The sequence below is a fragment of the Actinomycetospora soli genome (assembly GCF_021026295.1).
GTDB lineage: Bacteria > Actinomycetota > Actinomycetes > Mycobacteriales > Pseudonocardiaceae > Actinomycetospora > Actinomycetospora soli.
On record NZ_JAJNDA010000005.1, the window covers coordinates 77,720 to 100,301 of the forward strand.

Here is a 22,582-nt window from a genome sequence, read left to right on the forward strand (position 1 = left end):
TCTCACCGAGGGGGATCCCCCGTGCCCGACAACCTGATCCGGCGGATCCTCGCGGCCCACCTGCGCGAGGGGGAGCTGACGCCGGGGACCGAGATCGTCCTCGACGTCGACCAGGTCCTGATCGAGGACGCCACCGGCTCGATGTGCGCGCTGCAGTTCGAGGAGCTCGGCGTGGACCGGGTCGCCGTCTCGCCGTCGGTGATGTACGTCGACCACAACGTCCTGCAGATCGACGGCCGCAACATGGACGAGCACCGCTACCTGCAGACCTTCGCGGCGCGCTACGGCCTGCACTTCTCCCGGCCCGGCAACGGCATCTCGCACTACGTTCACCTCGAGCGCTTCGCGCGGCCCGGGGCGCTGCTGCTCGGTGCGGACTCGCACTCGACGATGTCGGGCGCGGTCGGGATGGTCGCCTTCGGCGCCGGCGGGCTCGACGTCGCGGTCGCGATGGCGGGGCACGGCGTCGCGACCACCGCACCCGCCGTCGTGAACGTGGAGCTGCGGGGCGAGCTGCCGCCGTGGGTGGCGGCGAAGGACGTGATCCTCGAACTGCTGCGCCGGCACGGCGTGCGGGGCGGGCAGGGCCGCGCGTACGAGTTCACCGGACCGGGCGCGGCGGCCCTGTCGGTGCTCGAACGCGGGTCGATCTGCAACATGATCACCGAGCTGGGAGCGCTCGCGGCGGTGTTCCCGGCCGACGAGCAGGTTCGGTCGTGGCTGCGCGCGCAGGACCGGGAGGGCGACGTCACCGGCGTCGCCGCCGACCCGGACGCGGACTACGACGAGCACGAGGTGATCGAGCTCGGCGACCTCGAGCCGCTCATCGCGTGCCCGTCGTCGCCGGGGTCGGTGGTCCCGGTCCGCGAGGTCGCCGGCACCGAGGTGGTGCAGGTGTGCGTGGGGTCGTCGGTGAACTCCTCCTACGAGGACCTGGCGATCGTCGGCGCGGTGCTGCGCGACGAGATCGTCCACCCCGCGATCGAGATGACCGTGACGCCGGGGTCGCGGCAGATCCTCGACCGGGTCGCGCGCGGCGGGGTGTACGGCGAGCTCGTCGCCGCCGGGGCCCGCATGCTCGAGCCGGTGTGCGGCCCGTGCATCGGGGTCGGCCAGGCGCCGAGCCCCGGCAAGCCCTCGGTGCGCACGTTCAACCGCAACTTCCCCGGCCGCAGCGGCACGGCGGGCGACGAGGTCTACCTGTGCTCGCCGCCCACCGCGGCGGCGACCGCCCTGCACGGCGTGATCACCGATCCGCGCGACCTCGGGGAGGTGCCCGCCTTCGACCCGCCGTCGACGAACCCGCGCCGGGTCGACGACCAGATCCTCGTGCCCCTGCCCGACGACGAGGCGGTGCAGGTCGAGGTGGTCCGCGGCCCGAACATCGTGTCGCCGCCGGCGGGGGCCCGGGTGCCCGACCGGCTCGCCGACCCGGTGCTGATCGTGGTCGGCGACGACGTCTCGACCGGCGACATGGCGCCCGACGGAATGGGCATGAGCGACTGGTCGAACATCCCGGAGTGCGCGCGCTCGATGTTCGCCCGCCAGGATCCGGGGTTCCACGACCGGGCGCTGGCCCGCGAGCACGGCGTCATCGTCGGCGGGCACAACTACGGGCAGGGGTCGTCGCGGGAGCAGGCGGCCCAGGCGGCGCTGTACCTCGGGGCCCGCGCGGTGATCGCGGCGAGCTTCGCGCGCATCCACCGGGCGAACCTGATCGCCCAGGGGATCGTGCCGCTCGAGTTCGTCGACGCCGCGGACCTCGAGCGCGCGGCGACCGACCAGACCTGGACCGTGGAGGGGCTGCGCGATGCGGTGGAGTCGGGCGCCGAGGAGCTCACCGCGAGCACCGACGTGGGGGAGCTCCGCCTGCGCCTGCGCCTGGCACCGCGCGAACGCGCGACGCTGCTGGCGGGCGGGACGATCGCACGGTTGCGGGGCGAGCGGCAGGAATCGTCGTCGTCGGGCTGAGGTTGCACCCGGTATGACGAGCGTCGCAGAGGACCTGACCACCGACTGGCAGCGCTGGCACGACGAGCGCGAGGCCACGTTGCGCGAGCCGCACGGGTGGCTGTCGCTGACCGCCCTGGAGTGGCTGGACGACACGGCCCGGCCGATCGCCGACCTGCCCGGGACGTGGCGCGCGGCCGGCGACGGCACCGTGGAGATCACGGCGGTCGCGGCCGACGGGGTCGTGGTGGACGGGACGACGGTCGACGGCACGGCCACGGTCCGGCCGGTCGACGGGGCGCCCGGGGTGCTCGTGGGCGTCGGTGACCGGGTCGTGGAGCTGGCCCGCCGCACCGACTCCTACGCCCTGCGCGTGCGCGACCCGCAGGCACCGACCCGTCGGGCCTTCAGCGGCGTCCCGGCCTTCCCGGTGGACGGGCGCTGGGTGGTCACCGGACGCTTCGAGGCCTACCCCGAGCCGCAGCGGATCACGGTCGGCGCGGTGGTCGACGGCCTGCAGCACTTCCCGACCGCGGTGGGCACGGTGACGTTCACCCTCGCCGGCACCGAGCAGCAGCTCATCGCACTGGCCGGCAAGGGCGAGGGCCTCTCCCTCCACTTCCGCGACGCCACCAGCGGCGTGTCGACCTACGGCGGCGGCCGCATCCTGCGCACCGGCGACCCCGCCGACGACGGCTCCCTGACGCTGGACTTCAACCGCACCGTCAACCTGCCGTGCGCGTTGACGGCGTTCGCCACCTGCCCGCTGCCGCCCGCCGAGAACGTGCTCGACGTCGCGGTCGAGGCGGGGGAGCGCGACGACCGCTGAGCGCGTCCCACGATCGGCTGTGCACTATTCGTGTCGAGGTCAGGGTGACGACGTGTGAAGCGGGTATGAACCTCTCGATCGTGATCTGACCGAGATCGAGGAGGAGACATGACGCGGACGATGCGACGTCGCGTCGGCTACACGGTGGCCGCCGCGGCGCTCTCGATCGGCACGCTCGGGGCGTGCTCCGGCGGCGGGGAGGCCCCGCAGGCGCCGAACCTGCCGTCGGGGGTGCCGACCGCGGTGCCGTCGAACCTGCCGAACATCCCGGGCGTGCCCGGGCAGGGCGGCCAGCCGGGCCAGCCGGGTCAGCCGGCCCCGGGTCAGCCGGGCGCTCCCGGCCAGCCGGGTGCCGAGGGCGGCGCTGCCGGCGGGGCCGCGGGGGGCGCCGCGGGCGGCGCGGCCGGACAGCCCGGCGCCGAGGGCGGCGCGGCCGGGCAGCCCGGCGCCGAGGGCGGTGCGGCCGGTCAGGGCGGCACCGGCCAGGGTGGCGCCGGTACCGGCGAGGCGGGCTCGGGCGCGAACGGCTCGGGCTCCAACGGCTCCAACGGCTCGAACGGCTCGAACGGCACCGGCGGCGCGCCGAGCCAGACCCCGTCGGGCGGGGTGCAGACCGGCGGCGGCAGCACGACCGGCGTCGAGCACTCCGAGCTGTTCGGCCTGGGTGGCCTCGCGCTGCTCGCGGCCGGCGGTGTCGCGGTCGCCGCGACCCGTCGTCGTACCGAGGACTGAGCACTGACGAGCGGACCGGACGGTGCCGACGCCCCGGCATCGGCACCGTCGGTGTCCCGACGGCGGGTGGTGCTGCTCGTCCTGGCGGCGCTGCTGGCCGTCGTGGGCGTGGCGGCGGTGGTGCTCGGCGTCGTCTCGCAGCAGCGGGCGCCCGCCGAGCAGGACGCGGGCGCCCCGCCGACGAGCAGCGCCGCACCCACCACGCCCACCGCACCCGCCGGGCCCCCGCCCTCGCCGCCCGCGCGGATCGTCGTCGGGAAGATCGGCGTCGACTCGGCGGTGGGCTCGGTCGGGCTCAATCCCGACCGCACGATGGAGGTCCCGGCCAAGGGACCGCAGTACGACCTCGCGGCCTGGTACCGGTACTCGGTGACCCCGGGACAGCAGGGGCCGTCGGTGATCATCGGGCACATCGACTCGGTGGAGAACGGGCCGTCGGTGTTCTTCCGGCTCGGCGCGCTGGCCCCGGGCGACACCGTGGAGGTGACGCGGGCGGACGGCCGCGTGGTCACGTTCGCCGTCTACGCGACGCGCTCGTTCGCCAAGGACGCGTTCCCCACCGACGACGTCTACTCCGGCACCGTCGGCCCGGAGCTGCGCCTGATCACCTGCAGCGGGTCCTTCGACGAGGCCGCCCGCAGCTACCGCGACAACACCGTCGTCTTCGCCCGGGAGATCTCGCTACGGTGAATCGGTGGGGGAGTCGGAGTTCGGGGTCGGGCAGCTGATCGGCGCGTTCTTCGGGGCCCTGTTCGTCGTCCTGAACGGCGGGCTGCTCGGCAGCGTCGGGCACCTCGTGGCGGCCGTGCTCGCCGTCGCGGCGGTCGTCCTCGTGGTCCTGGCGTACCTGCGCGGCCGCCGCGCGACCGGCTCCGCGGGGACGTTCGAGATGACCCGGTCCTACCGGATCGTCGTCGGCGTCGAGATCGTCGCGCTCTTCGGCGGGCTCGCGGTCCTCGGGCGGGTCGCCCCGCAGCTGAACGTCCCCTGGATCGTGCTCGTCGTCGGGCTGCACTTCCTCGCGTTCGCGCGGTGGTGGCCGGACGGGGCGGGGATCTTCCGCGTCCTCGGCGCGGTGATGGTGGTCCTCGCCGTGGCCGGCGGCGTCGTCGGGGTGCTGGGCGGCCCGGAGTCCGCCCCGGTCGCGCACTTCGTGTCCGGCTTCCTCACCGGAGTGGTCATGCTGCTGTGGCTCGCCGTCCCCGCCGTGCGGCGGCTGCGGACGGCGTAGCCGCTCAGCGCAGCGTCAGCAGGGCGACGACGGCGATCAGCGCGAGAACGCCCAGCACGACGAGGGCCAGACCCGCCGTGCGGAGGCCCGAGCCGCGCGGCGGCGGGTCGAAGGACGGCGTGGTGTCGTCGTCGGGCCCGGCGGACCGGTCGGACGTCGCGGAGCGGTCGGGCCGGACGCCGGGCTCGGCGTCGACGACCTCGGTCGTGGCCTCCTGCGGCGGTGGGGCCGCGTAGCGCTCGGCGAGGTCGTGCAGCGCGCGGCCGAGCGACGCGGCGTCGGGCCGGTCGCGCGCGTCGAGCGACATCGCCCGGAGCACGACGTCCTCGAGCGCGACCGGGACCGTCGGGGTGACCTGGCGCAGCGGGGTCGGGGGCTGGCGCAGCCGCTGGGCGGCCACCTCGGCCGCGCCCACACCCCGGAACGGGGGCCGGCCGGTGAGCACCTCGTAGAGCGAGCAGCCCAGCGAGTACACGTCGGACTTCCCGTCGAGCCGCTCGCCGCGGACCTGCTCGGGCGACATGTACGCGACGGTGCCGACGACCTTCCCCGTCTCGGTCAGGCCCGGCACGTCCTCGGTCTTCGCGATGCCGAAGTCCATGAGCTTCGGCGTCCCGTCGGGCAGCAGCATGACGTTGTTCGGGTTGACGTCGCGGTGCACGATGCCGTGCTCGTGGGCGTGCGCCAGGGCGGACGCGACGGCCGCGCCGACCCGCGCGGTCTCGACGAGGCCCGGCCGGCCCCGTTCCCGGACCGTGTCGCCCCAGGTCCGACCGGTGATCATCTCCATGACCACGTACACGCCGTGCGGGGAGGACCCGACGTCGTGCACGGCGATCACGTGCGGGTGGCTCAGCACCGCCGCCGCCCGCGCCTCGTCGCGCAGTCGGCGCGCGTCGGTGTCGTCGCCGCGCCGGTCCTCGGGCAGCAGCTTGACCGCGACCACCCGGCCGAGGTCCCGGTCGTGCGCCCGGTGCACCTCGGCCATCCCGCCGCGGCCGAGCAGCTCGACGAGCTCGTAGCGGTCGCCGAGCACCACCGGGCCGGCGGGCCCGCGGGGATCGTCGGAGCCGTCGAACGCGGAGGTGTAGGGCCGGGTCACGGTCACAGTCTGCGCGTCCGCTGCGCGTCACCGCCGCCGAGCAGCGCGTCGAAGAGGTACCGGTGGTCGACCATGGCCTGGCGCCGGTCCTCGAGGGACTGGTCGGCCTGCTCGTCGGCCACCGCGACGGCGTGCGCGGACCGGAAGTGCTCCACCAGGTCGGGGTAGTCGACCGACACGAGCTTCTCGCGCTCCTCGAAGCGCTCCGAGGGGTAGCCGCGGTCGCGCATGACCTGCTGGACGAGCAGGTCGGCGTCGCGCAGTCCCGTCGGCGGGTTCTCGACGAAGGTGGCCTGGGCCGACTCCCACGCGCGGGCGTAGCGGTCGCGCTCGTCGGCGCCGAGGTCGCGCAGCTCGAGGTCCTGGCGGCGCTTGAGGCGGGAGCGCAGCTCCCGCTCGCCGTCGCGCTTGCCGTACTCGGCGACCACGCGGTCGTACTCCTCGCCGAACCGGCTGCGCAACGAGGCGGTGGTGGCCCTCGCGCGGTACCGGGCGACCAGGATCAGCACGATCCCGAGCACGATCACCACGGCCGCGACGATCACGATCGTGAGTACGGTCCCGTCCACCACAGACTCCCTCCGCCGGGCGCCGGCCGCCCCTGGGCTGGAGCAACGCCTCGAGTTCTCCGGCCGGGATCTCAGTGCCCGCGATCTCCTCGCGTGAACCCATGTGGGTGGTCCGACGCCGCAGGTTGCCGACGACCGGACGCCCCGACGCGGGCGATCGCCGCCGACGGTTCCGGCGGTCGGCCTAGTCCCGCGCCGCCTGCTCCGCCAGCCCGACGAGCGCCTCGCCGTCCACGCGATGCGTGGTCCACCCGTCCAGCGGCTCCGAGGCGAGCGTGGCGTAGAAGTCCAGCGCGGGGGTGTTCCAGTCGAGGACGGCCCACTCCAGCCGCGCCCACCCGCGGTCCAGGCAGGTGCGGGCGAGGTCGGCCAGCAGCGCGCGGGCCACCCCGTGGCGGCGGTGGGCCGGGTCCACGTAGAGGTCCTCCAGGTGGATGCCGTGCACCCCGGTCCAGGTGCTGTAGGTCCGGAACCAGATCGCGGCACCCGCCGGCGCGCCGTCGAGCTCCGCGACCGTGGCGAACACGGCCGGGGCGGGCGCGAACAGGGCGTCGTGCAGCAGGACGTCGGTGAGCAGGCACGACTCCGGTTCGCGCTCGTAGGCCGCGAGCTCGTGGACGAAGCGCACGAGGGTCGGGACGTCGGCGGGCTCGGCTGGTCGGATCGTCACGGGCACGCCACCATCCAAGCCCATGACGGCACTGGTCACCGGCGGCGGAACGGGCATCGGACGTGCGATCTCGGAGGCGCTCGCGCGGCTCGGGCACCCGGTCGCGGTGGTGTACAGCCGCTCGGCCGACGACGCGCAGGCCACCGTCGACGCCATCACGACGGCGGGTGGCGCGGCCCGGGCGTTCCGGGCCGACGTCACCGACGAGGCCGCCGTGACCGCCCTGGCCGCCGAGGTGCGCGCGGCGCTCGGACCGGTGACGGTCCTGGTCAACAACGCGGGCGGCACCGAGCACATCCCCATGGCGGACCTCGACGCCGTCACCGACGAGGTCTTCGAGCGCCTCTTCCGGCTCAACACGCTCTCGGCCTGGCACTGCGCGAAGGCGTGCGGCGCAGACCTGCGGGCCGCCGACGACGGGTGCGTGGTCAACGTCGGGAGCATCGCCGCGGCGGCCGGGCGCGGCTCGTCGGTGCCCTACGTCGTGTCGAAGGCGGCGCTCTCCGGCCTGACCCGCGCCCTGGCCAACGCGATGGCGCCGGTCCGCGTCAACGAGGTGGCACCGGGGCTGGTGCTCACGCGCTGGTGGGCGGGCCAGGAGGAGCGGGGTCGCGCGCTGGCGAGCGCGGCGATCACCGGGCGGGAGACGACGGTGGAGGACGTGGCCGCCGCGGTCGTCGGGCTGGTCACCTCGCGGGCGATCACCGGGCAGACGCTGACGGTCGACGGGGGCCAGACGTTGTGAGCACAGGTGAGCAGAAAGGGTCGCTATGGCGACCCTTTCTGCTCACATGCCGGGACGGCACACCAGGCAGCCCCGGTAGCCCGCGTCGCGCGCCGCCGCCGCCGAGCGGAACGGGACGCGGTGGGCGTCGGTGATCCGTCGCGCGTGGTGGCACGACGGGAGGCACGCGATGCCGGTGGTGTCGCTGCCGATCAGCACCACACCCGCCGTCGTGAAGGCGGCGAGACGGTCCAGGTCCGCGCCCTCCGCGGCGAGCAGCCGCGCCTTGGCCGGCTCGCCGAGCATGTAGCGGCCGAGCGAGCCGTCGGACCGGGTCACCCGGTGGCACGGGACGATCAGCGGGACGGGGTTGCGGGCGAGCACGGTGCCGACCGCGCGCACCGCCGCCGGCCGTCCCACCTCGCGGGCGACCCAGCCGTAGGGCCGCGTCTGGCCGGCGGGGATCGTGGCGGTCGCGTCGAGCACGTCGCGCTCGAACGGCGAGCAGGCCCGCAGGTCGACCCGGGTGCTGGCGTCGATCGCCGGCACCGACCGGTCGTCGGGGACCAGCGGGCGGCCGAGCCGGCGCCGGTACTCGGCACGGAAGCCGTCGACGTCGTCGACCGGGCGGACGTAGGTCACGCCCGCGGACGACCGCGCGACGAGGACCTCCCCGAGGGGGCCGGTCGTCGTCGCGAAGGTGTCGACGAGCTGCGGGGCGAGGTCGGTCCCGACGTCGGGTGGGGTCAGGCGGGCGAGCAGGGGGTCGCTCACGGGGTGCTCCGATCGGGCGAGGTGAGGAGGGTCCGCAGGCGGGCGAGGCCGCGGGAGACGTGCGAGCGGGCCGTGCCCTCGCCGACGCCGAGCGCGGCCGCGACCGCCGGCACGTCGAGGTCGGCGACGTGGCGCAGGACGACGGCCTCGCGCTGCACGGCCGGCAGGCGCGCGAGGGCCGCGGCGAGGTCGGGGTCGGCGCGGGTGGCGAGGTCGGCGGGCCCGGGGTCGGGCGTCGCCCGGTCCGGGACGGGGGCGCCGGAGAGCGCGGGGCGCCGCGTCGCGGTCCGCACCGTGTTGCGGTGCTCGTTGAGCAGGACCGTGACCAGCCAGCCTCGGAGCTCGAGCGCGCCGATGCGCTCGGCGTCGTAGTCGCGCAGCGCCCGGAACGCCCGGAGGAACGCCTCGGCGGCGAGGTCCTCCGCGGCCGGTCGGTCGCCGGTGAGCCGCATCGCCGTGCCCAGCAGGAGGCCCTGGTAGGTGCGCACGACCTCCGCGAACCCCGCGTCGAGGTCGACGACGAGGGCGGTCCGGAGTTCGTTCACGTGGGGGAGAACACCGGCTCAGGTCACGCCGTTGCGCCAGGCCCAGGCGACCAGAGCCGGGCGGCCGTCGACCGCGAGCTTGGAGATCAGGTGGTTGACGTGCGTCTTCACCGTCGCCTCGCTGACGAAGAGCTGCGAGGCGACCTGCTGGTTCGACAGGCCCTGCGCGACGAGGCGCAGCGTGTCCACCTCACGGGCGGTCAGCCCGTCGGGGATCGGGGGTGGCTCCGCGGGGGTCCCCGCCAGCGCGACCAGCCGCGCCTGGACCGTCGCGTCGAGCACCGACCCGCCGGCGGCCACGGTGCGGATCGCCGCGCAGAGCGCCTCGCCGGTCGTGTCCTTCGTCAGGTAGCCCGCGGCGCCGGCGCGCAGGGCGGGGAGGACGGCGTCGTCGTCGGCGAAGGTGGTCAGGATGAGGACGCGCACCTCGGGCGCCTGCCGGCCCACCTCGGCGGTCACCTCCGCGCCGTCGAGCCCGGGCATCCGCAGGTCGACCAGCGCCACGTCGGGACGCCGGTCGACGACCGCGGCGACGGCGTCCGTCCCGTCCTTCGCGGTGGCGACGACCTCGAGGTCGTCCGCCGCTCCGAGGAGCATCCCCAGCCCGTCCCGGACCACGGCCTGGTCGTCGGCGAGCACGATCCGGATCACGGGCGTCACCCTGCCACCCCGGTCGGCGCCCGCAGCGTGACCCGCCACCCGCCGTCGTCGTCGGGACCGGCCTCGAGCGACCCCCCGACGAGCGCCGCGCGTTCCCGCAGCCCGACCAGCCCGTTTCCGCCGCCGTCGGAGCTCGATCCCGACGCCGGGTGCGGGCGCGGGTTGGTCACGGCGAGGACGAGGTCGTCGCCGACCTCCAGGGTGACGGTCGCCGGGGTGCCGGGGGCGTGGCGAGCGGTGTTGGTGAGGGCCTCGCGGGTGGTGGCGTAGACCGCCTCGCGCAGCCGCGCCGGCACGGCGTCGAGGTCGCCGGTGAGCCCGAGGGCGGCGTCGTGGCCGTCGACGAGGGCCTGCAGGTCGGCGGTCGTCGGGGCAGGGGTCTCCCGCAGGGCGGCCACCGCCTGCTTGGCCTCGGCGAGCCCGGAGCGTGCGAGGTCGGCCGCGGTGTCGACCGAGGTGAGCACGGCGTCGCCGGGCCCGAGCCGCTTCGCGAGGACCGCGCGGATCGCCTGGAGGTGCAGGGAGAGGCCGGAGAGGCTGTGGGCGAGGACGTCGTGCAGGTCGCGCGCGATGCGGGCGCGCTCCTGCGCGGCGGCGCCGGCGAGTTCGGCCTCGCGCAGCGCGTCCCGCTCGGCGAGCAGTGCGACGACCCGGGCGTGCTCGCGCTGCAGCCGCGCCCGGTTCAGCGACTGGGAGGCGAGCACCGGGACGACGAGGCCGAGGAGCGCGCCGAGCATCGAGCCCACGGCGAGCGTGAAGACGACGGACAGCGCGACGCCGAACACCGCCGCGTAGCCCCACACCAGGCGATGGTCGAGCACGATCCGGCCGACGAGTCCGGCGGCGACGAACAGCCCCGCGTACGCCGCCCCGACCGGGACGAGCGCCGTGGCGACGAGCGCGGCGATCCCGCACAGCGAGAGCATCAGGGTCCGCCAGTGGTCGCCCTCGGCGGCCTCGGTGGCGATGCGCGGGTCCCGGGCGGCGGCGACGGCGCAGGTGGCCCCGGTCAGCACCAGCACGGCCCCCACGAGCGAGCCGGCGGTCAGCGGCCACACCGTGCCGGCGGCCAGGCCGAGCCACAGCAGGGGGCGCAGCCCCTCCGCGAACCGGGCGCGGGAGGTCCGGCCGGTCGGGCGCGGCACACCCGCCGTCGAGAAGGGCGTCCGGGGAGCGGGCTCCCGGCGCCCGCTGATCGTGGCCGTCACGTCCCCGAGTCTGGACCCGCTCCGCCCCGGTGACGACGGTTCTCCACCCCGTCTCCACCCGTGGGTCGAGGTGGCGACGGCGGGGGAGCCCGGACCGGGGGCGCCTCGCCCGCGGGCTACGGGCGCCGCGGCGTCGTCGCGCCCCGGTCCGCGTCCGCCCAGACCGTGCGGCGCAGCTCCCGCACCAGGTCGTCGAGCTCGTCGATCTGGTCGAGCACCCGGGCCCGCACCGGACCGTCCGCGGCGGCCGCGGCGCCCGCGAGACCGGAGCCCACCCGGAGGAGCCGTTGGAGCACCTGGGCGTTCAGGTCGGCCACGAGGGCCTCGCGGTCCTCCACCCGACGCAGCGCCTCGCGGTCGGCGCGGCTGCGTGCCAGGGCGAGGGTGGCGGAGGCCTGGGCGGCGAGGCCCTCGACCATCTCGGCGTCGGTCCCGTCGAAGGGGAGGCGGCCGTGGTCGCGCGTGAGGACGAGCACCGCGCGCGTGCCGTCGCCGGTGACGCCGTCGGCCAGCCGCGTCGCGAGGGCGCTGCCGACCTGCGGTGCCACCGCGCGGAGCAGGGTGCTCCGGGGGTCGGTGTCGGTGACCGTCAGGACGATCGGGCCGTCGGCGTCGAGGGCCGCCCGGGTGACGGTTCCGCCGTCGTCGAGGCTCCGCCGCTCCAGCGCGGCGAGGTCGCCCGCCGCGCAGGGAACGTCGACGCGGTCCGGCCCGGCCGTGGTCACGCTGGTGACGGCGGCGCCCTGCGCGTCGGCGAGGCCGAGGGCCTCCTCGAGCAGGTGCCGCAGGCCGTCGGCGGGGTCGAGCGACCCGCTCAGCAGCTCGCGGCCGAGCTCGGCCGACGCGGTCTGCCAGCGCGCGCGGCGGCGGGCCCCGTCCAGCAGCAGCGCGTTCTCGACGGCGACGCCCGCCGCCCCCGCGAGGGCGGTCACGAGCTCCTCGTCGTCCCGCCCGAACTCGTCGGTGCCCTCCTTGTCGGTCAGGTAGAGGAGGCCGTAGACGGTGCCGCCGACGCGCAGCGGTGCGCCGAGGAACGAGCGCAGCAGGCCGTGGTCCGGCGTCAGACCGATCGACGTGGGGTCCTCGGTGAGGTCCCGCAGGCGGAGGGGACGCGGGTCGGCGAGCAGGGTGGCCAGGATGCCGTCGCCCTGCAGGAGGTCCCCGACCGCGGCCCCCTCGGACGTGGGCTCGCCGCTGTGCACGAACGTCACCACCCGGCCGTCGCGGACGACGCCGAGCGCGGCGGAGCGCGCGCCCACCAGCGCGCGGGCACTGTCCACGAGCCGCTGCACCAGTGCGTCGAGCTCGAGTCGCTCGGCCACGTACTGCGTCGCGGCGAGCAGACTGCGGAGCCGTCCCTGGACCGACTTGAGTTCCCCGGCCCGGGCGATCACCTGGTCGAGGAGCTCGTCGAGCTCCAGGCGGACCGCGCCCGGGAACGCCAGGCCGGAGGACAGCCGGGGACCGTCGACGTACTCGCTGGACATGGACCCGAACCTCCCCCGGACCGCCCCCGCGGCAATCCTGGTGTCCACGCCGGGCGTGTCAACCGCTCCGTCCCCCGGGACGGATCCGGTCCCGGGGGACCAACGACCCTGGTCGGCGGGCGCCCGGGATCCGAGGATGGGCGTCCCGGGTGCGGCCGCTCCCGGGACCGCACCGCCCGGGGAGGACCGTCATCGCCGAGCGGACCGTGGACCGCCCGCCGTATCCGCACGGCGTCGCGCGGGGGGCCGACGACCTGTTCTCCTCGGTGGTCGCCGTGGCCGACGGGCTCGATCTCGAGGAGACCCTCGTCCGCGTCGTGCGGGAGGCGGTGGAGCTGGTCGACGCCCGCTACGGGGCACTGGGCCTGCTCGACGAGGCCGGGACCGGGCTGGCGCGCTTCGTGACCGTCGGGATCGACGAGGCGACCCGCGCCCGGCTCGGGCCACCGCCGCGAGGGGACGGCATCCTCGGCGAACTGATCCGGCACCCCCGCCCGCTGCGGCTCGACGACCTGCGTGACCACCCCGCGTCGGTCGGTGTCCCCGCCGGACACCCGTCGATGGGCTCGTTCCTCGGGGTGCCCGTGCGGGTGCGGGAGCGGGTGGTCGGCAACCTCTACCTGACCGACAAGCGGGGCGGTCCCTTCACCGTCGACGACGAGGAGGTCACCGGCGCGCTGGCCGCGGTGGCCGGGGTCGCGGTGGAGAACGCCCGGCTGCACGACCGGACCCGGCGGCTCGCCGCGGAGGCGTTGCGTCGCCAGCAGTGGGTCGAGGCCGCGGGCGAGATCACCACGCGGCTGCTCGCGGGGGCGGAGCCGGGCGAGGCGTTGGCGCTCGTGGCGCAGCGGGCCGCCGAGCTCACCGGTGCCGCCGGCGCGCTGATCACGACGCCGCCGCAGACGACCGGCACCGGCGACACCCCACCGCCGGTCCGGGTGACGGTCTGTGTGGGGCTCGAGGAACGGCACCCGCCCGGGAGCCGGGTCGCGGTGGAGTGCACCGTGCTCGACGCGGTCGCGCGGTCCCGGGGGCCGCACGTCGTCGCGGACCTCCGGCTCGCCCCCGACGGGGACGGGCTCGGTCCCGGCCTCGCGGTCCCGTTGCGCAGCGGGGAGGAGCTGACCGGGGTCCTCGTGGTCGCCGGGGTGGACGCCTGGTCCGGGACCGCCGACGACGACGGACCCGCCGTGGTCGCGTCCTTCGCCGACCAGGCCGCCCTCGTGCTGCGCCTCGCCGAGTCGCAGCGGGCCCGGCGTCAGCTCGACGTCGTCACCGACCGCGAGCGGATCGCCGCCGACCTGCACGACCACGTGCTGCAGCGGCTGTTCGCGCTCGGTCTGGGGCTGCAGGCCGCGCACGCCCGGCTGCCCGAGTCCGACGGGGCACGGCGGGTGGACGAGGCGGTGGACCAGATCGACGGCATCATCCGCGACATCCGGACGTCGATCTTCGACCTGCACACGGCCGGGGAGGGCGACCTCGGGGCGCGGGTCCGGGCCGTGGTCGCCGAGATGACCGCGCAGGCGGCGGTCGATCCGGTGGTGCGGGTGTCCGGCCGGGTCGGCGGGGTGCCCGAGGAGCTCGCAGTGGCCGTCGAGGCCGTGGTCCGCGAGGCGGTGAGCAACACGGTCCGCCACGCCGCCGCGTCCACGGTGACGGTGACCGTCGCCGCGGACGACCAGCTCACCGTGGACGTGAGCGACGACGGGGTCGGCATCCCGGACGCCGTGGCGCGCAGCGGCCTCGCCAACCTCGCCGCCCGGGCGCAGGCGGCGGGGGGCGACGCCCAGGTGGGCCGCCGCGCGGTCGGCCCCGGCACCCGCCTGACCTGGTGGGTGCCGCTCGACGTCGTTCCCGACGCCTGGGACGAGAGGACGATCCGATGACGACCGTGTTCCTGGTCGACGACCACGAGGTGGTGCGGCGCGGGGTGGCCGACCTGCTCGGTGCCCACGAGGACCTCACGGTGATCGGCGGCGCGGGCACCGTCGCCGAGGCGCTCGCCCGGATTCCGGCGCTCGCCCCCGAGGTCGCGGTGCTCGACGTCCGCCTGCCCGACGGCAGCGGGGTGGAGCTCTGCCGGGAGCTGCGCTCGCGCATGCCCGGGCTGCGGTGCCTGATGCTCACGTCGTACACCGACGAGCAGGCCATGTTCGACGCCGTGCTCGCCGGCGCGAGCGGCTTCGTCATCAAGGACGTCCGCGGCAACGACATCGTCAACGCCGTCCGCGAGGTCGGCGCGGGGCGGTCCCTGCTCGACGGCCGCGCGGCGACGGCGCTGATGGGCCGGCTGCGCGACCGGTCGGAGGCCGTCGATCCGCTGGCCGAGCTCACCGCCCGGGAACGGGACGTGCTCGGGTACATCGGGGAGGGCCTCACCAACCGCGAGATCGGGCAGCGCATGTTCCTCGCCGAGAAGACGGTGAAGAACTACGTCTCGGCGCTGCTGGCCAAGCTCGGCATGCAGCGACGGGTCCAGGCGGCCCTCCTCGCGAACCGCGTCCGGGGCTCGTCCCCGCCGCAGGGCTGACCGGCACGGGTCCGACGGGACCTCCGGCCCTGGCTGCACGCTCTGCACGGCGGGACGGTCGGAGCCCGAGCCGACGACCGGAGGACGCCACGACACTCGACGCTGCAGGAGCCACCCCGACGACGACGGGTGCCGCGGCCACCGTGGCCGCGGTCTACGAGGCGTTCGGACGCGGCGACGTCCCGGCGATCCTGGCGATGCTCGCGGACGAGGTGGCCTGGGACCGCTGGCCGGATCACCACGGGCAGCGCGCCGGCGTCGCCCACCTCGCCGAACGCCGCACCCCGGCGGAGGTCGCGGAGTTCTTCGAGGTCATCGCGTCCTGGACCCCACGGCACTTCGAGATCACGGCGCTCGTGGGCGACGGTCCGCACGTGGCCGCCCTGACCAGCATCGACTTCGACCTGCCCGGCGGCGGGCGGCTCGTCGACGAGGAGATCCACCTCTGGACCGTGGACGAGCGGGGGCGGATCACGGGCTTCCGGCACTACGGGGACTCCGCCAAGCACATCGCGGCCGCCCGCGGCGAGGACACCTCCCCGCCCGCGGCCGGGTAGACCACGGGGGCGGTGCAGGTCGGGACCTCCGGCCCTGGTGGGCCGGTCGCTTCCCGAGGAGCGTCGTCCCCCGTGCTGCAGGTCGTCGCCCTCCGGGGCCCCTCGGACCCCCACGCTCCCGACCGGGTCGGCCACGTCCGGTCGACGGGGATCCGGGCGTACGCGCCGGCCCACCTCCCCCGGGAGGCGGTGCTGCGCTGGGCCGCCCGGCACGCCCACCAGACCGGGGCCGATCTGCAGGTCCTCGTCGACGAGGCCGACCGGCCCGACCGGCCCGTGTCCGGCCCCGTGGGACGGCTCGTCGAGGTCGGCTCGACCCTCGGGACGCGCCTGCTGGAGCTCGTCGGCCGCCCGTCGCCGCGGAGCCTGGCGCCGCGCCTGGCCGGGGCCGCCGCCGGGACGCGCCTGCTGGTCCTGCCCGCGGCGCTGCCCGACCTGGAGCAGGTGGTCGCCGCCGCCCCGGAGCCGGTCGTCGTCGTCCCCGACCGTCCGCTCTCCCGCGGACCCGCACCCGTCGTCCTGGGCCTCGGCCCGGACACCGGGCACGCCGCGACGACGCTGGCGTTCGACGCGGCGGCCGGCGCCGACGTCCCGCTGCGCGTGGTGCGGGCCGGCGACGACGGCGCGCGGCAGGACTGCCGGGACGGGCTCGCGGCCTGGCGGCTGGTGCGGCCCGAGGTGGCGGTCGACGTCGACGTCGTGGACGCCGATGCGGCGACCGCCCTGCGGGACCGGGCGCGGACGGCGGCGTTGCTCGTCGTCGGGCAGACGTCGAGGAGTCCGTGGCGGGAGTGGATGCTGCCCTCACCCGCCCTCGCCCTGCTGCGGGACCCGCCGTGCCCCGTCGCGGTGGTCCCCGACCGCGCCCGGTGAGCCTGCGGAGCACCGTGCGGGTGCTGGTCCTCGTCCCCGTCGTGCTGCTCGTGGTGGTCGCGGTGGCCGGGGGGGCTGGCCCGCCTCGGCCTGCGCGACGCGATCGAGGAGATCACGTCCCGCGTCGAGCCCGCCCGGGCGGCGGCGGAGGAGCTCGGCACCGCGCTCGTCGACCAGGAGACGGGCGCGCGCGGCTTCGTCCTCACCGGCGACCCGCGCTTCCTCGCGCCCTACGACGAGGGCACGTGCGCGCCGGTGCGGCCGCGACCGTGCTGGGCGGGCTGCTCGTCGCCGACCCCGCGATCCACGACGACCTCGACCGGGTCGCCGTGGCGGCCGCGCGCTGGCGGACCGAGGTGGCGGCACCGCAGATCGCGGCGCGGCGGGCGGGGCCGCTCGACCCCGGCGTCGCGGCGGCGGGAGCCGTGACGGGCAAGGAGCTCTTCGACGACCTCCGCGCCCGGATGGCGGAGCTCCACGACCGTCTCGCCGCCCGTGAGACCGCGGCACTCGCGGCCCTGTCGTCGGCCCAGGGGCGCGCCGACGTCCTCGCCGTGGCGATCGTCCTCGCTGCGCTGGGCGTGGCCGTGATCGCTCCGGCGGTGGTGCGGGCGCGGTTGACCCGCCCGCTGGACCGGTTGGCCGGCCGGACGCGCGCCGTGGCCGACGGCGCGGAGCACCTGCCCATCACCGTCGCCGGGCCGCGGGAGATCGCGGCCGTCGCCGACGACGTCGACACCCTGCGGACCGCGATGCTCGGGCGCCGCGAGCGGGTGGTGTCGGCCGAGCTGGAGCTCGCGATGCGCGACGCCCGCGACCGGCTGGCCGCCGAGGTCCACGACCACACCGTGCAGCGGCTCTTCGCGCTCGGTCTCGCCCTCGACGCCGTCGCGGCGACCGATGCCCGGGTCCGGGAGCGCCTCGACCCGCTGGTGGACGAGCTCGACGAGACCGTGCGGGAGCTGCGGGCCCTGGTCGTCGGGCTGGTCCCGACCTCGGTGCCCGAGGACGGAGCGGCCGTCGCCGGCGTCGAGGACGGGCCCTCGGGGGTGGGTCGGGGGCCCGTCGCCCGTCAGGACACCGCTCCGCCCGCGATCCCGCCAGGGCCGCGGGTCCCGAGGTTCCCGGGCCCGGCGGCCCTCGGCCACGGGCGTCCCGGACCTGCCGGCGTGGCCGGGTCGCGGGGGAGGGTCGACCCATGACGAGCACCGCTCCCGAGGCCGGCACCACGCTGGTCCACGTCGTCCGCGTCCCCTCGCCCCACGCCGTCGTCGTGGGCCTCGACGGCTCGGCGGGGAGCCGGGCCGCGCTGGAGTACGCGCTCGACGAGGCGGCGCTGCGCGGCCTCCCGGTCGCGGGCGCGGTCGCCTGGACGCCGCCCGAGGCCTGGATGACGCCCTACCCGATGATCACCTCGGCCCGGGACCTGCAGGCGGCCGCGATCGACCTCGCGAGGAACCAGATCGGCGAGGTGCTCGCGGGCCGCTCCCGGCGCGGTGCCTCGGCGCCGCCGGTGGAGCTGGTGGCGGCCTCGGGCCCGGCCGCCGTCGTCCTCGAACGACTCTCCGCCGGGGCCGCACTGCTCGTCGTCGGCCACCGCGGACGCGGCGCGATCGCGAGCCGGCTCATCGGGTCGATCGGACTGAGCGCGGTGGTCCACGCCCGGTGCACGGTGGTCGTCGTGCGTCCCCCTGACGCGCCGGAGGCGTCCGACGAGGAGGGCGGCGCGTCCTGACCGACCCGGTGCGTGCGGACCCCGGCGGTGGTGTGCTCAGGCCCAGGGGTCGGTGATCTCGCGCAGGTCGCCGAGGATCTGCCGCAGCTGTGCCATCCGCCGGGCGCCGAGGTGCGCCGTCCACTCGGCCTCGATCCGGGCGACGACGACGGCGGCGGCCTCGACGGCGAGGGCGCCCCGCTCGCCGACGCGGACGAGCCGGGCACGCCCGTCGTCGGGATCGGGCACGCGGTGCACGTAGCCGAGCGCCTCCAGCTGGTCGACGAGGAACCCGGCGCTCTGCTTGGTGATCCCGGCCTGTCTCGCCAGGTCACCGAGCCGGTTGCCCCCGGGGGCGATGCGCTGGAACACGCGCGCCTGGGACGGGGTGATGTCGTCGAACCCGGCGGCGGCGAGCTCCTCGAACACGCGGGACTCCATCGACCGGTACGGGATGAGGAGCAGGAGGCCGGTGTTGATCTCGGAGGGCACGTTGACGACGCTAGCCTTTCGTCAGAGAATCTGACGAAATTTTGGTCAGTCTCTCTGACGGAATTGGTCGGCATGGACGACGAGGGGACGTGGCAGGTCGTCGCGGACCAGCGACGGGTGATGGCTGGGGTGATCGCAGGACGGTCCGCCGACGACCTCGATCACCCCTCGCTGTGCTCCCGGTGGCGGGTGCGGGACGTCGCGGCGCACGTCGCGCTCACACCACGCTCGCCGGGGGTCCTGCGGCTGGTCGGCGCGGCCGTCCGGGCCCGCGGCAGCTTCGACGAGGTGAACCGGGCCCTCGCGGTGGCCCACGCCGAGCGGCTCGGCGCGGGTGTGGCCGACGAGCTTCTCACGCTCGCCGACGATCGGCGGCGGCCGGTGATCACCACCCTGGACAACCTGCTGTTCGACACGCTCGTCCACGTGCAGGACGTCGCCGTCCCGCTCGGGGTGGAGGTCGTCATGCCGCTCGAGGGCGCCCGGGCCGGCGCCGACCGGGTGTGGCGGATGGGATGGCCGTTCCGGGCGCGGCGCCGCTTCCGCGGACTGCGGCTCTCCGCCACCGACGTCGCGTGGTCCCGCGGCGAGGGCGAGGAGGTGCGGGGCGGCATCGCCGACCTCCTCCTGCTGCTCACCGGGCGGACCGCGACCGTCGCGCCGCGGCTCCACGGACCCGGCGTCGGGACCGTCCTCGCGGGCTGACCGCCCGCCGCGATCTCGACCGGGCCCTCCACCCCCTCTCCACCCGTGCGCCGACGTCCGGCCGCCCCGCGCCGTCGACGCTGGGATCACCAGCGGCGAGAGGGGCAGAGATCATGAGCGGGACGTTCTCGGTGGTCATCGGGATCGCGGTGCTGGCCTGGGTGATCTGGAACCAGGTGCGGGTCCGGGAGTTCACGCCGCGGCGGGTGCGGATCGCCGGGATCCTCGGGCTCGTCGGCCTGGTCCAGCTCGTGCAGGCCGCCGCCGGGCAGTCGGTGTCGACGATCGGGTGGGCGCTGCTGATCACCGGTCTCGTGGTCGGCGCGGCGCTCGGCCTGCTCCGGGCCGCGACCGTGGACCTGTGGGTGGCCGACGGCACCGTGTACACGCAGGGCCACTGGGCGACCGCCGCGCTCTGGCTCGTCGGGATGGGGGCGCACGTGGGCCTGGACCTCCTGGCCCGGGTGGTCGCACCGTCGGCCGCCACGGTGAACGCGTCGAGCATCGTGCTGTTCATCGCCGTCGGCCTCGGCACGCAGGCCCTGGTGACGATGCAGCGGGCGCGCAGCCTGCCGGGCGTTCCGGCGACGACGCCGGAGCGGGTCCGCTGACGTCTCCCGCCGTCACCAAGCTATAGCGGCTGACGGGGCTTGCGGCAAGCCCCGGGCGGTACTCCACGATCTCCGCTCGACGTCGGGGGACGTCGCGGAGGGGGAGCGGATGAGCTACGTCCTGGACCTGCACGAGATCGACCGGAGCCGTGCCGGCGAGGTCGGCGGCAAGGCCGTGAACCTGGGGGAGCTGACGCGGATCCCCGGGGTCCGCGTGCCGCCGGGGTCCTGCGTGACGACGGCGGCCTTCCGGCGGGTGCTGGCGGGATCCCCGCACCTCGCGGAGCGCATCGCGCGCCTGGGGGACCTGGCGCCCGACGACCGCGGGGCCGTCGCGGCGGCGAGCGCCGCGATCCGGGAGGAGATCGTCCGCCTGCCCGTGCCCGACGACGTCGCCACGGCGATCGCCGCCCTCGCCACGAGGGACGGGCGGGTCGCCGTCCGCTCCAGCGCGACCGCCGAGGACCTCCCGACCGCCTCGTTCGCGGGCCAGCAGGACACCTACCTCGACGTCGCCGCCGCGGACGTCCCGGACCGGGTCCGCCGGTGCTGGGCGTCGCTGTTCACCGACCGCGCCACCACCTACCGGCTCCGGCAGGGCATCGACCACCGCGCGGTGGCGATGGCCGTGGTCGTGCAGGAGATGGTGCCGGCGGAGGCCTCGGGGGTGCTCTTCACGGCCGACCCGGTCACCTCCCACCGGCGGGTGGCCGCCGTCGAGGCCGTGGCCGGGCTCGGGGAGGCCTTGGTCTCGGGGACGGCCGAGCCGGACCGGTGGACCGTCCGCGACGGGGCCGTCCTCGAGACGGCCGGGACCGGCGGCGTCCTGAGCGAGGCACAGGTCGTGGCGCTGGTCGAGCTGGGCCGGCGGATCGAGGCGGCCCTCGGGTGCCCGCAGGACATCGAGTGGTGCCTGGCCGACGGCGGGTTCGCGGTGGTGCAGAGCCGCCCGATCACCACGCTCTTCCCGGTGCCGCCGGTCGACGACGACCGCCTGCACGTCTTCGTGTCGGTCGGACACCAGCAGATGATGACCGACGCCATGACGCCGCTCGGGCTCTCGGTGTGGCAGCTGACGACGCCCCGACCGATGGCGGAGGCCGGCAGCCGCCTGTTCGTCGACGTGACCGACGCGTTGGCGTCACCGCCGGCCCGCGCGGCGCTCCTGGCGGTCATGGGCCGCGGGGACCCGTTGGTCCGCGACGCGCTGGAGACCGTCCTCGCGCGCGGGGAGGTCGCCACCGCCCCCGACGACGGACGGGGTGCGCCGCCCGCGGCGCCGGAGATGCTCGACGCGGACCCCGCCCTGGTCGCCGACCTCGTCGCCGAGGCCCGGGCCTCCGTCGCGACCGCGGCCCGCGAGATCGCGACGCACCACGGCGCGGACCTGTTCGCGTTCGTCCTCGCCGACCTGCACGAGCTGCGCCGCCTGCTGTTCGACCCGCGCAGCCACCGCGTGTTCACGACGGCGATGGAGGCGGCGTACTGGCTCGACGAGCACGTGGGCGCGTGGCTGGGGGAGACCGCCGTCTCCGACACGCTCACGCTCGCCGTGCCCGACGACGTGACCGCGCAGATGGGGACGGCCCTGCTCGACGTCGCCGACGTCGTCCGGGCCCGGCCGGCGGTGGTGGCCTTCCTCCGGGGGCTCGCGGACGACGACGGGCTCGACGGGATGCTCCACGTCGACGGCGGCCCCGCGGCGCACGCCGCGCTGCAGGACTTCCTCGACGCCTACGGGGCCCGCTGCGTCGGCGAGATCGACGTCAGCCGTCCGCGGTGGGCCGACCGTCCCACGGCACTCGTCCCGATGCTCCTCGGCCACGTCGAGCACGCGGAGCCCGGCGCCGGCCCAGGTCGGGTGGAGGAGGGGCGCCGAGCGGCGCAGCGGACGCGCGACGCGGTGCTCGCGCGGCTGCGGGACCTGCCCGACGGCGAGCGGAAGGCCGCCGACACCGCGGCGATGATCGACCGGCTCCGCGCCTTCATGGGTTATCGCGAGTACCCCAAGTTCGCGATGATCCGGCGCTACGCCCTGTACCGCCGCGCGCTGTGGGACGAGGCGGCGCGGCTGGTCGGGGCGGGCGTGCTGGACCGGGCCGACGACGTCGCGCTCCTGCGCTTCGACGAGCTCCACGACGTGGTCCGCACGGGCCGGGTGGACCGGGCCCTGCTCGAGCGGCGGCGCCACGACCTCGCCGTCGCGCGGACCCTGTCCCCGCCGCGGGTGCTCACCTCGGACGGCGAGGCGCTGTCTGGAGCCTTCCGGCGCGACGACCTCCCGGCCGGCGCCCTCGCCGGGCTCCCGGTCTCACGGGGCGTCGTCGAGGGCCGTGCCCGGGTGGTGCTCGACCTCGCGGACGCCGTGTTCGCGCCGGGCGACATCCTGGTCACGGCATTCACCGACCCCAGCTGGTCCCCGGCGTTCGTCGCGGTCGCGGGCCTGGTCACCGAGGTCGGCGGCGCCATGACCCACGGCGCCGTCGTCGCCCGGGAGTACGGCCTGCCCGCGGTCGTCGGGGTCGGGATCGCCACGCGGCGGATCACCGACGGGCAGCGGATCCGGGTCGACGGGACGACCGGGACGGTGGAGCTGCTGGACGGTTGAGCCGGTGC

General features: G+C 76.2%; 24 protein-coding genes and 1 pseudogene. 16 read left to right on the plus strand and 9 right to left on the minus strand.

What is annotated here, in order from left to right; all coding sequences use genetic code 11:
• The first annotated feature begins 21 nt into the window (after positions 1-21).
• From LN037_RS09485 to LN037_RS09505, 5 genes are all read left to right on the plus strand, one after another.
• Positions 22-1,971: an aconitate hydratase gene (locus LN037_RS09485; protein ID WP_230751698.1), complete on the plus strand. Its 1,950-nt coding sequence runs from the start codon at positions 22-24 to the stop codon at positions 1,969-1,971.
• A gap of 13 nt (positions 1,972-1,984) precedes the next feature.
• Positions 1,985-2,779 carry a DUF1684 domain-containing protein gene (locus LN037_RS09490; protein WP_230751699.1) on the plus strand — a complete coding sequence of 265 codons (795 nt, stop codon included), beginning with the start codon at positions 1,985-1,987 and terminating at the stop codon, positions 2,777-2,779.
• A 108-nt stretch (positions 2,780-2,887) separates the two neighbouring features.
• Positions 2,888-3,511 carry a hypothetical protein gene (locus LN037_RS09495; RefSeq protein WP_230751700.1) on the plus strand — a complete coding sequence of 208 codons (624 nt, stop codon included), beginning with the start codon at positions 2,888-2,890 and terminating at the stop codon, positions 3,509-3,511.
• Positions 3,512-3,562: 51 nt separating this feature from the next.
• The gene (locus LN037_RS09500; RefSeq protein ID WP_230751701.1) at positions 3,563-4,201 is read left to right on the plus strand and encodes a class F sortase; all 639 of its coding nucleotides are present in this window, start codon (positions 3,563-3,565) and stop codon (positions 4,199-4,201) included.
• A 4-nt stretch (positions 4,202-4,205) separates the two neighbouring features.
• Entirely contained in the window at positions 4,206-4,742 is a 537-nt protein-coding gene (locus tag LN037_RS09505) for a hypothetical protein (RefSeq protein ID WP_230751702.1), read from the plus strand.
• Between the two features lie 4 nt (positions 4,743-4,746).
• Here LN037_RS09505 and LN037_RS09510 read toward each other — a convergent pair whose 3' ends face one another.
• The 3 genes from LN037_RS09510 to LN037_RS09520 all read right to left on the minus strand — a co-directional run bounded on the left by LN037_RS09510 (position 4,747) and on the right by LN037_RS09520 (position 7,083).
• Positions 4,747-5,844: a protein kinase domain-containing protein gene (locus tag LN037_RS09510; RefSeq protein ID WP_230751703.1), complete on the minus strand. Its 1,098-nt coding sequence runs from the start codon at positions 5,842-5,844 to the stop codon at positions 4,747-4,749.
• 2 nt (positions 5,845-5,846) lie between these two features.
• Positions 5,847-6,413, minus strand: a complete 567-nt coding sequence (locus LN037_RS09515) for a hypothetical protein (RefSeq protein WP_230751704.1) — start codon at positions 6,411-6,413, stop codon at positions 5,847-5,849.
• A gap of 184 nt (positions 6,414-6,597) precedes the next feature.
• Complete coding sequence (locus LN037_RS09520) at positions 6,598-7,083, minus strand: GNAT family N-acetyltransferase (protein WP_372460412.1); 486 nt, start codon at positions 7,081-7,083, stop codon at positions 6,598-6,600.
• 22 nt (positions 7,084-7,105) lie between these two features.
• Here LN037_RS09520 and LN037_RS09525 point away from each other — a divergent pair, with 22 nt between their 5' ends.
• Positions 7,106-7,828, plus strand: coding sequence for an SDR family NAD(P)-dependent oxidoreductase (locus LN037_RS09525; protein ID WP_230751706.1), 723 nt, complete (start codon positions 7,106-7,108; stop codon positions 7,826-7,828).
• A 42-nt stretch (positions 7,829-7,870) separates the two neighbouring features.
• Here the strand turns inward: LN037_RS09525 and LN037_RS09530 are convergent, their stop codons facing one another.
• The 5 genes from LN037_RS09530 to LN037_RS09550 form a co-directional block, all read right to left on the minus strand.
• Complete coding sequence (locus LN037_RS09530) at positions 7,871-8,581, minus strand: methylated-DNA--[protein]-cysteine S-methyltransferase (RefSeq protein WP_230751707.1); 711 nt, start codon at positions 8,579-8,581, stop codon at positions 7,871-7,873.
• Positions 8,578-9,126, minus strand: coding sequence for an RNA polymerase sigma factor (locus tag LN037_RS09535; protein ID WP_230751708.1), 549 nt, complete (start codon positions 9,124-9,126; stop codon positions 8,578-8,580). Before LN037_RS09535 ends, LN037_RS09530 begins: the two co-directional genes overlap by 4 nt.
• A gap of 18 nt (positions 9,127-9,144) precedes the next feature.
• Entirely contained in the window at positions 9,145-9,786 is a 642-nt protein-coding gene (locus LN037_RS09540) for a response regulator (RefSeq protein WP_308286131.1), read from the minus strand.
• A complete protein-coding gene (locus tag LN037_RS33485; RefSeq protein ID WP_230751709.1) occupies positions 9,783-10,994 on the minus strand; it encodes a sensor histidine kinase in 1,212 nt (403 codons plus the stop codon). The genes LN037_RS09540 and LN037_RS33485 overlap by 4 nt, the downstream gene beginning before the upstream one ends.
• A gap of 116 nt (positions 10,995-11,110) precedes the next feature.
• Positions 11,111-12,481 carry a GAF domain-containing protein gene (locus LN037_RS09550; protein ID WP_230751710.1) on the minus strand — a complete coding sequence of 457 codons (1,371 nt, stop codon included), beginning with the start codon at positions 12,479-12,481 and terminating at the stop codon, positions 11,111-11,113.
• Between the two features lie 206 nt (positions 12,482-12,687).
• On the opposite strand from LN037_RS09550, the gene LN037_RS09555 reads away from it, so the two are divergent.
• The 7 genes and pseudogenes from LN037_RS09555 (at position 12,688) to LN037_RS09585 (ending at position 18,179) form a co-directional block, all read left to right on the plus strand.
• On the plus strand, positions 12,688-14,370 hold the full coding sequence (locus LN037_RS09555; RefSeq protein ID WP_230751711.1) for a sensor histidine kinase: 1,683 nt from the start codon (positions 12,688-12,690) through the stop codon (positions 14,368-14,370).
• Positions 14,367-15,014, plus strand: a complete 648-nt coding sequence (locus LN037_RS09560; RefSeq protein ID WP_230751712.1) for a response regulator — start codon at positions 14,367-14,369, stop codon at positions 15,012-15,014. The genes LN037_RS09555 and LN037_RS09560 overlap by 4 nt, the downstream gene beginning before the upstream one ends.
• Positions 15,015-15,157: 143 nt before the next feature.
• Positions 15,158-15,571, plus strand: a complete 414-nt coding sequence (locus LN037_RS09565) for a nuclear transport factor 2 family protein (RefSeq protein WP_230751713.1) — start codon at positions 15,158-15,160, stop codon at positions 15,569-15,571.
• 72 nt (positions 15,572-15,643) lie between these two features.
• On the plus strand, positions 15,644-16,444 hold the full coding sequence (locus LN037_RS09570) for a universal stress protein (protein WP_230751714.1): 801 nt from the start codon (positions 15,644-15,646) through the stop codon (positions 16,442-16,444).
• A gap of 111 nt (positions 16,445-16,555) precedes the next feature.
• Positions 16,556-16,675 (plus strand): annotated as a pseudogene (locus LN037_RS34020) (CHASE3 domain-containing protein); the annotation flags it as partial.
• 14 nt (positions 16,676-16,689) lie between these two features.
• On the plus strand, positions 16,690-17,646 hold the full coding sequence (locus LN037_RS32370) for a histidine kinase (protein WP_308286132.1): 957 nt from the start codon (positions 16,690-16,692) through the stop codon (positions 17,644-17,646).
• A complete protein-coding gene (locus LN037_RS09585) occupies positions 17,643-18,179 on the plus strand; it encodes a universal stress protein (RefSeq protein ID WP_230751715.1) in 537 nt (178 codons plus the stop codon). The genes LN037_RS32370 and LN037_RS09585 overlap by 4 nt, the downstream gene beginning before the upstream one ends.
• 36 nt (positions 18,180-18,215) lie before the next feature.
• Here LN037_RS09585 and LN037_RS09590 read toward each other — a convergent pair whose 3' ends face one another.
• The gene (locus LN037_RS09590) at positions 18,216-18,650 is read right to left on the minus strand and encodes a MarR family winged helix-turn-helix transcriptional regulator (RefSeq protein WP_230751716.1); all 435 of its coding nucleotides are present in this window, start codon (positions 18,648-18,650) and stop codon (positions 18,216-18,218) included.
• 72 nt (positions 18,651-18,722) lie between these two features.
• Here LN037_RS09590 and LN037_RS09595 point away from each other — a divergent pair, with 72 nt between their 5' ends.
• The 3 genes from LN037_RS09595 (at position 18,723) to LN037_RS09605 (ending at position 22,574) form a co-directional block, all read left to right on the plus strand.
• Entirely contained in the window at positions 18,723-19,355 is a 633-nt protein-coding gene (locus LN037_RS09595) for a maleylpyruvate isomerase family mycothiol-dependent enzyme (protein WP_230751717.1), read from the plus strand.
• A gap of 113 nt (positions 19,356-19,468) precedes the next feature.
• Entirely contained in the window at positions 19,469-19,966 is a 498-nt protein-coding gene (locus LN037_RS09600; RefSeq protein WP_230751718.1) for a hypothetical protein, read from the plus strand.
• Positions 19,967-20,075: 109 nt separating this feature from the next.
• The gene (locus tag LN037_RS09605) at positions 20,076-22,574 is read left to right on the plus strand and encodes a phosphoenolpyruvate synthase (RefSeq protein WP_230751719.1); all 2,499 of its coding nucleotides are present in this window, start codon (positions 20,076-20,078) and stop codon (positions 22,572-22,574) included.
• The last annotated feature ends 8 nt before the right edge of the window (positions 22,575-22,582 follow it).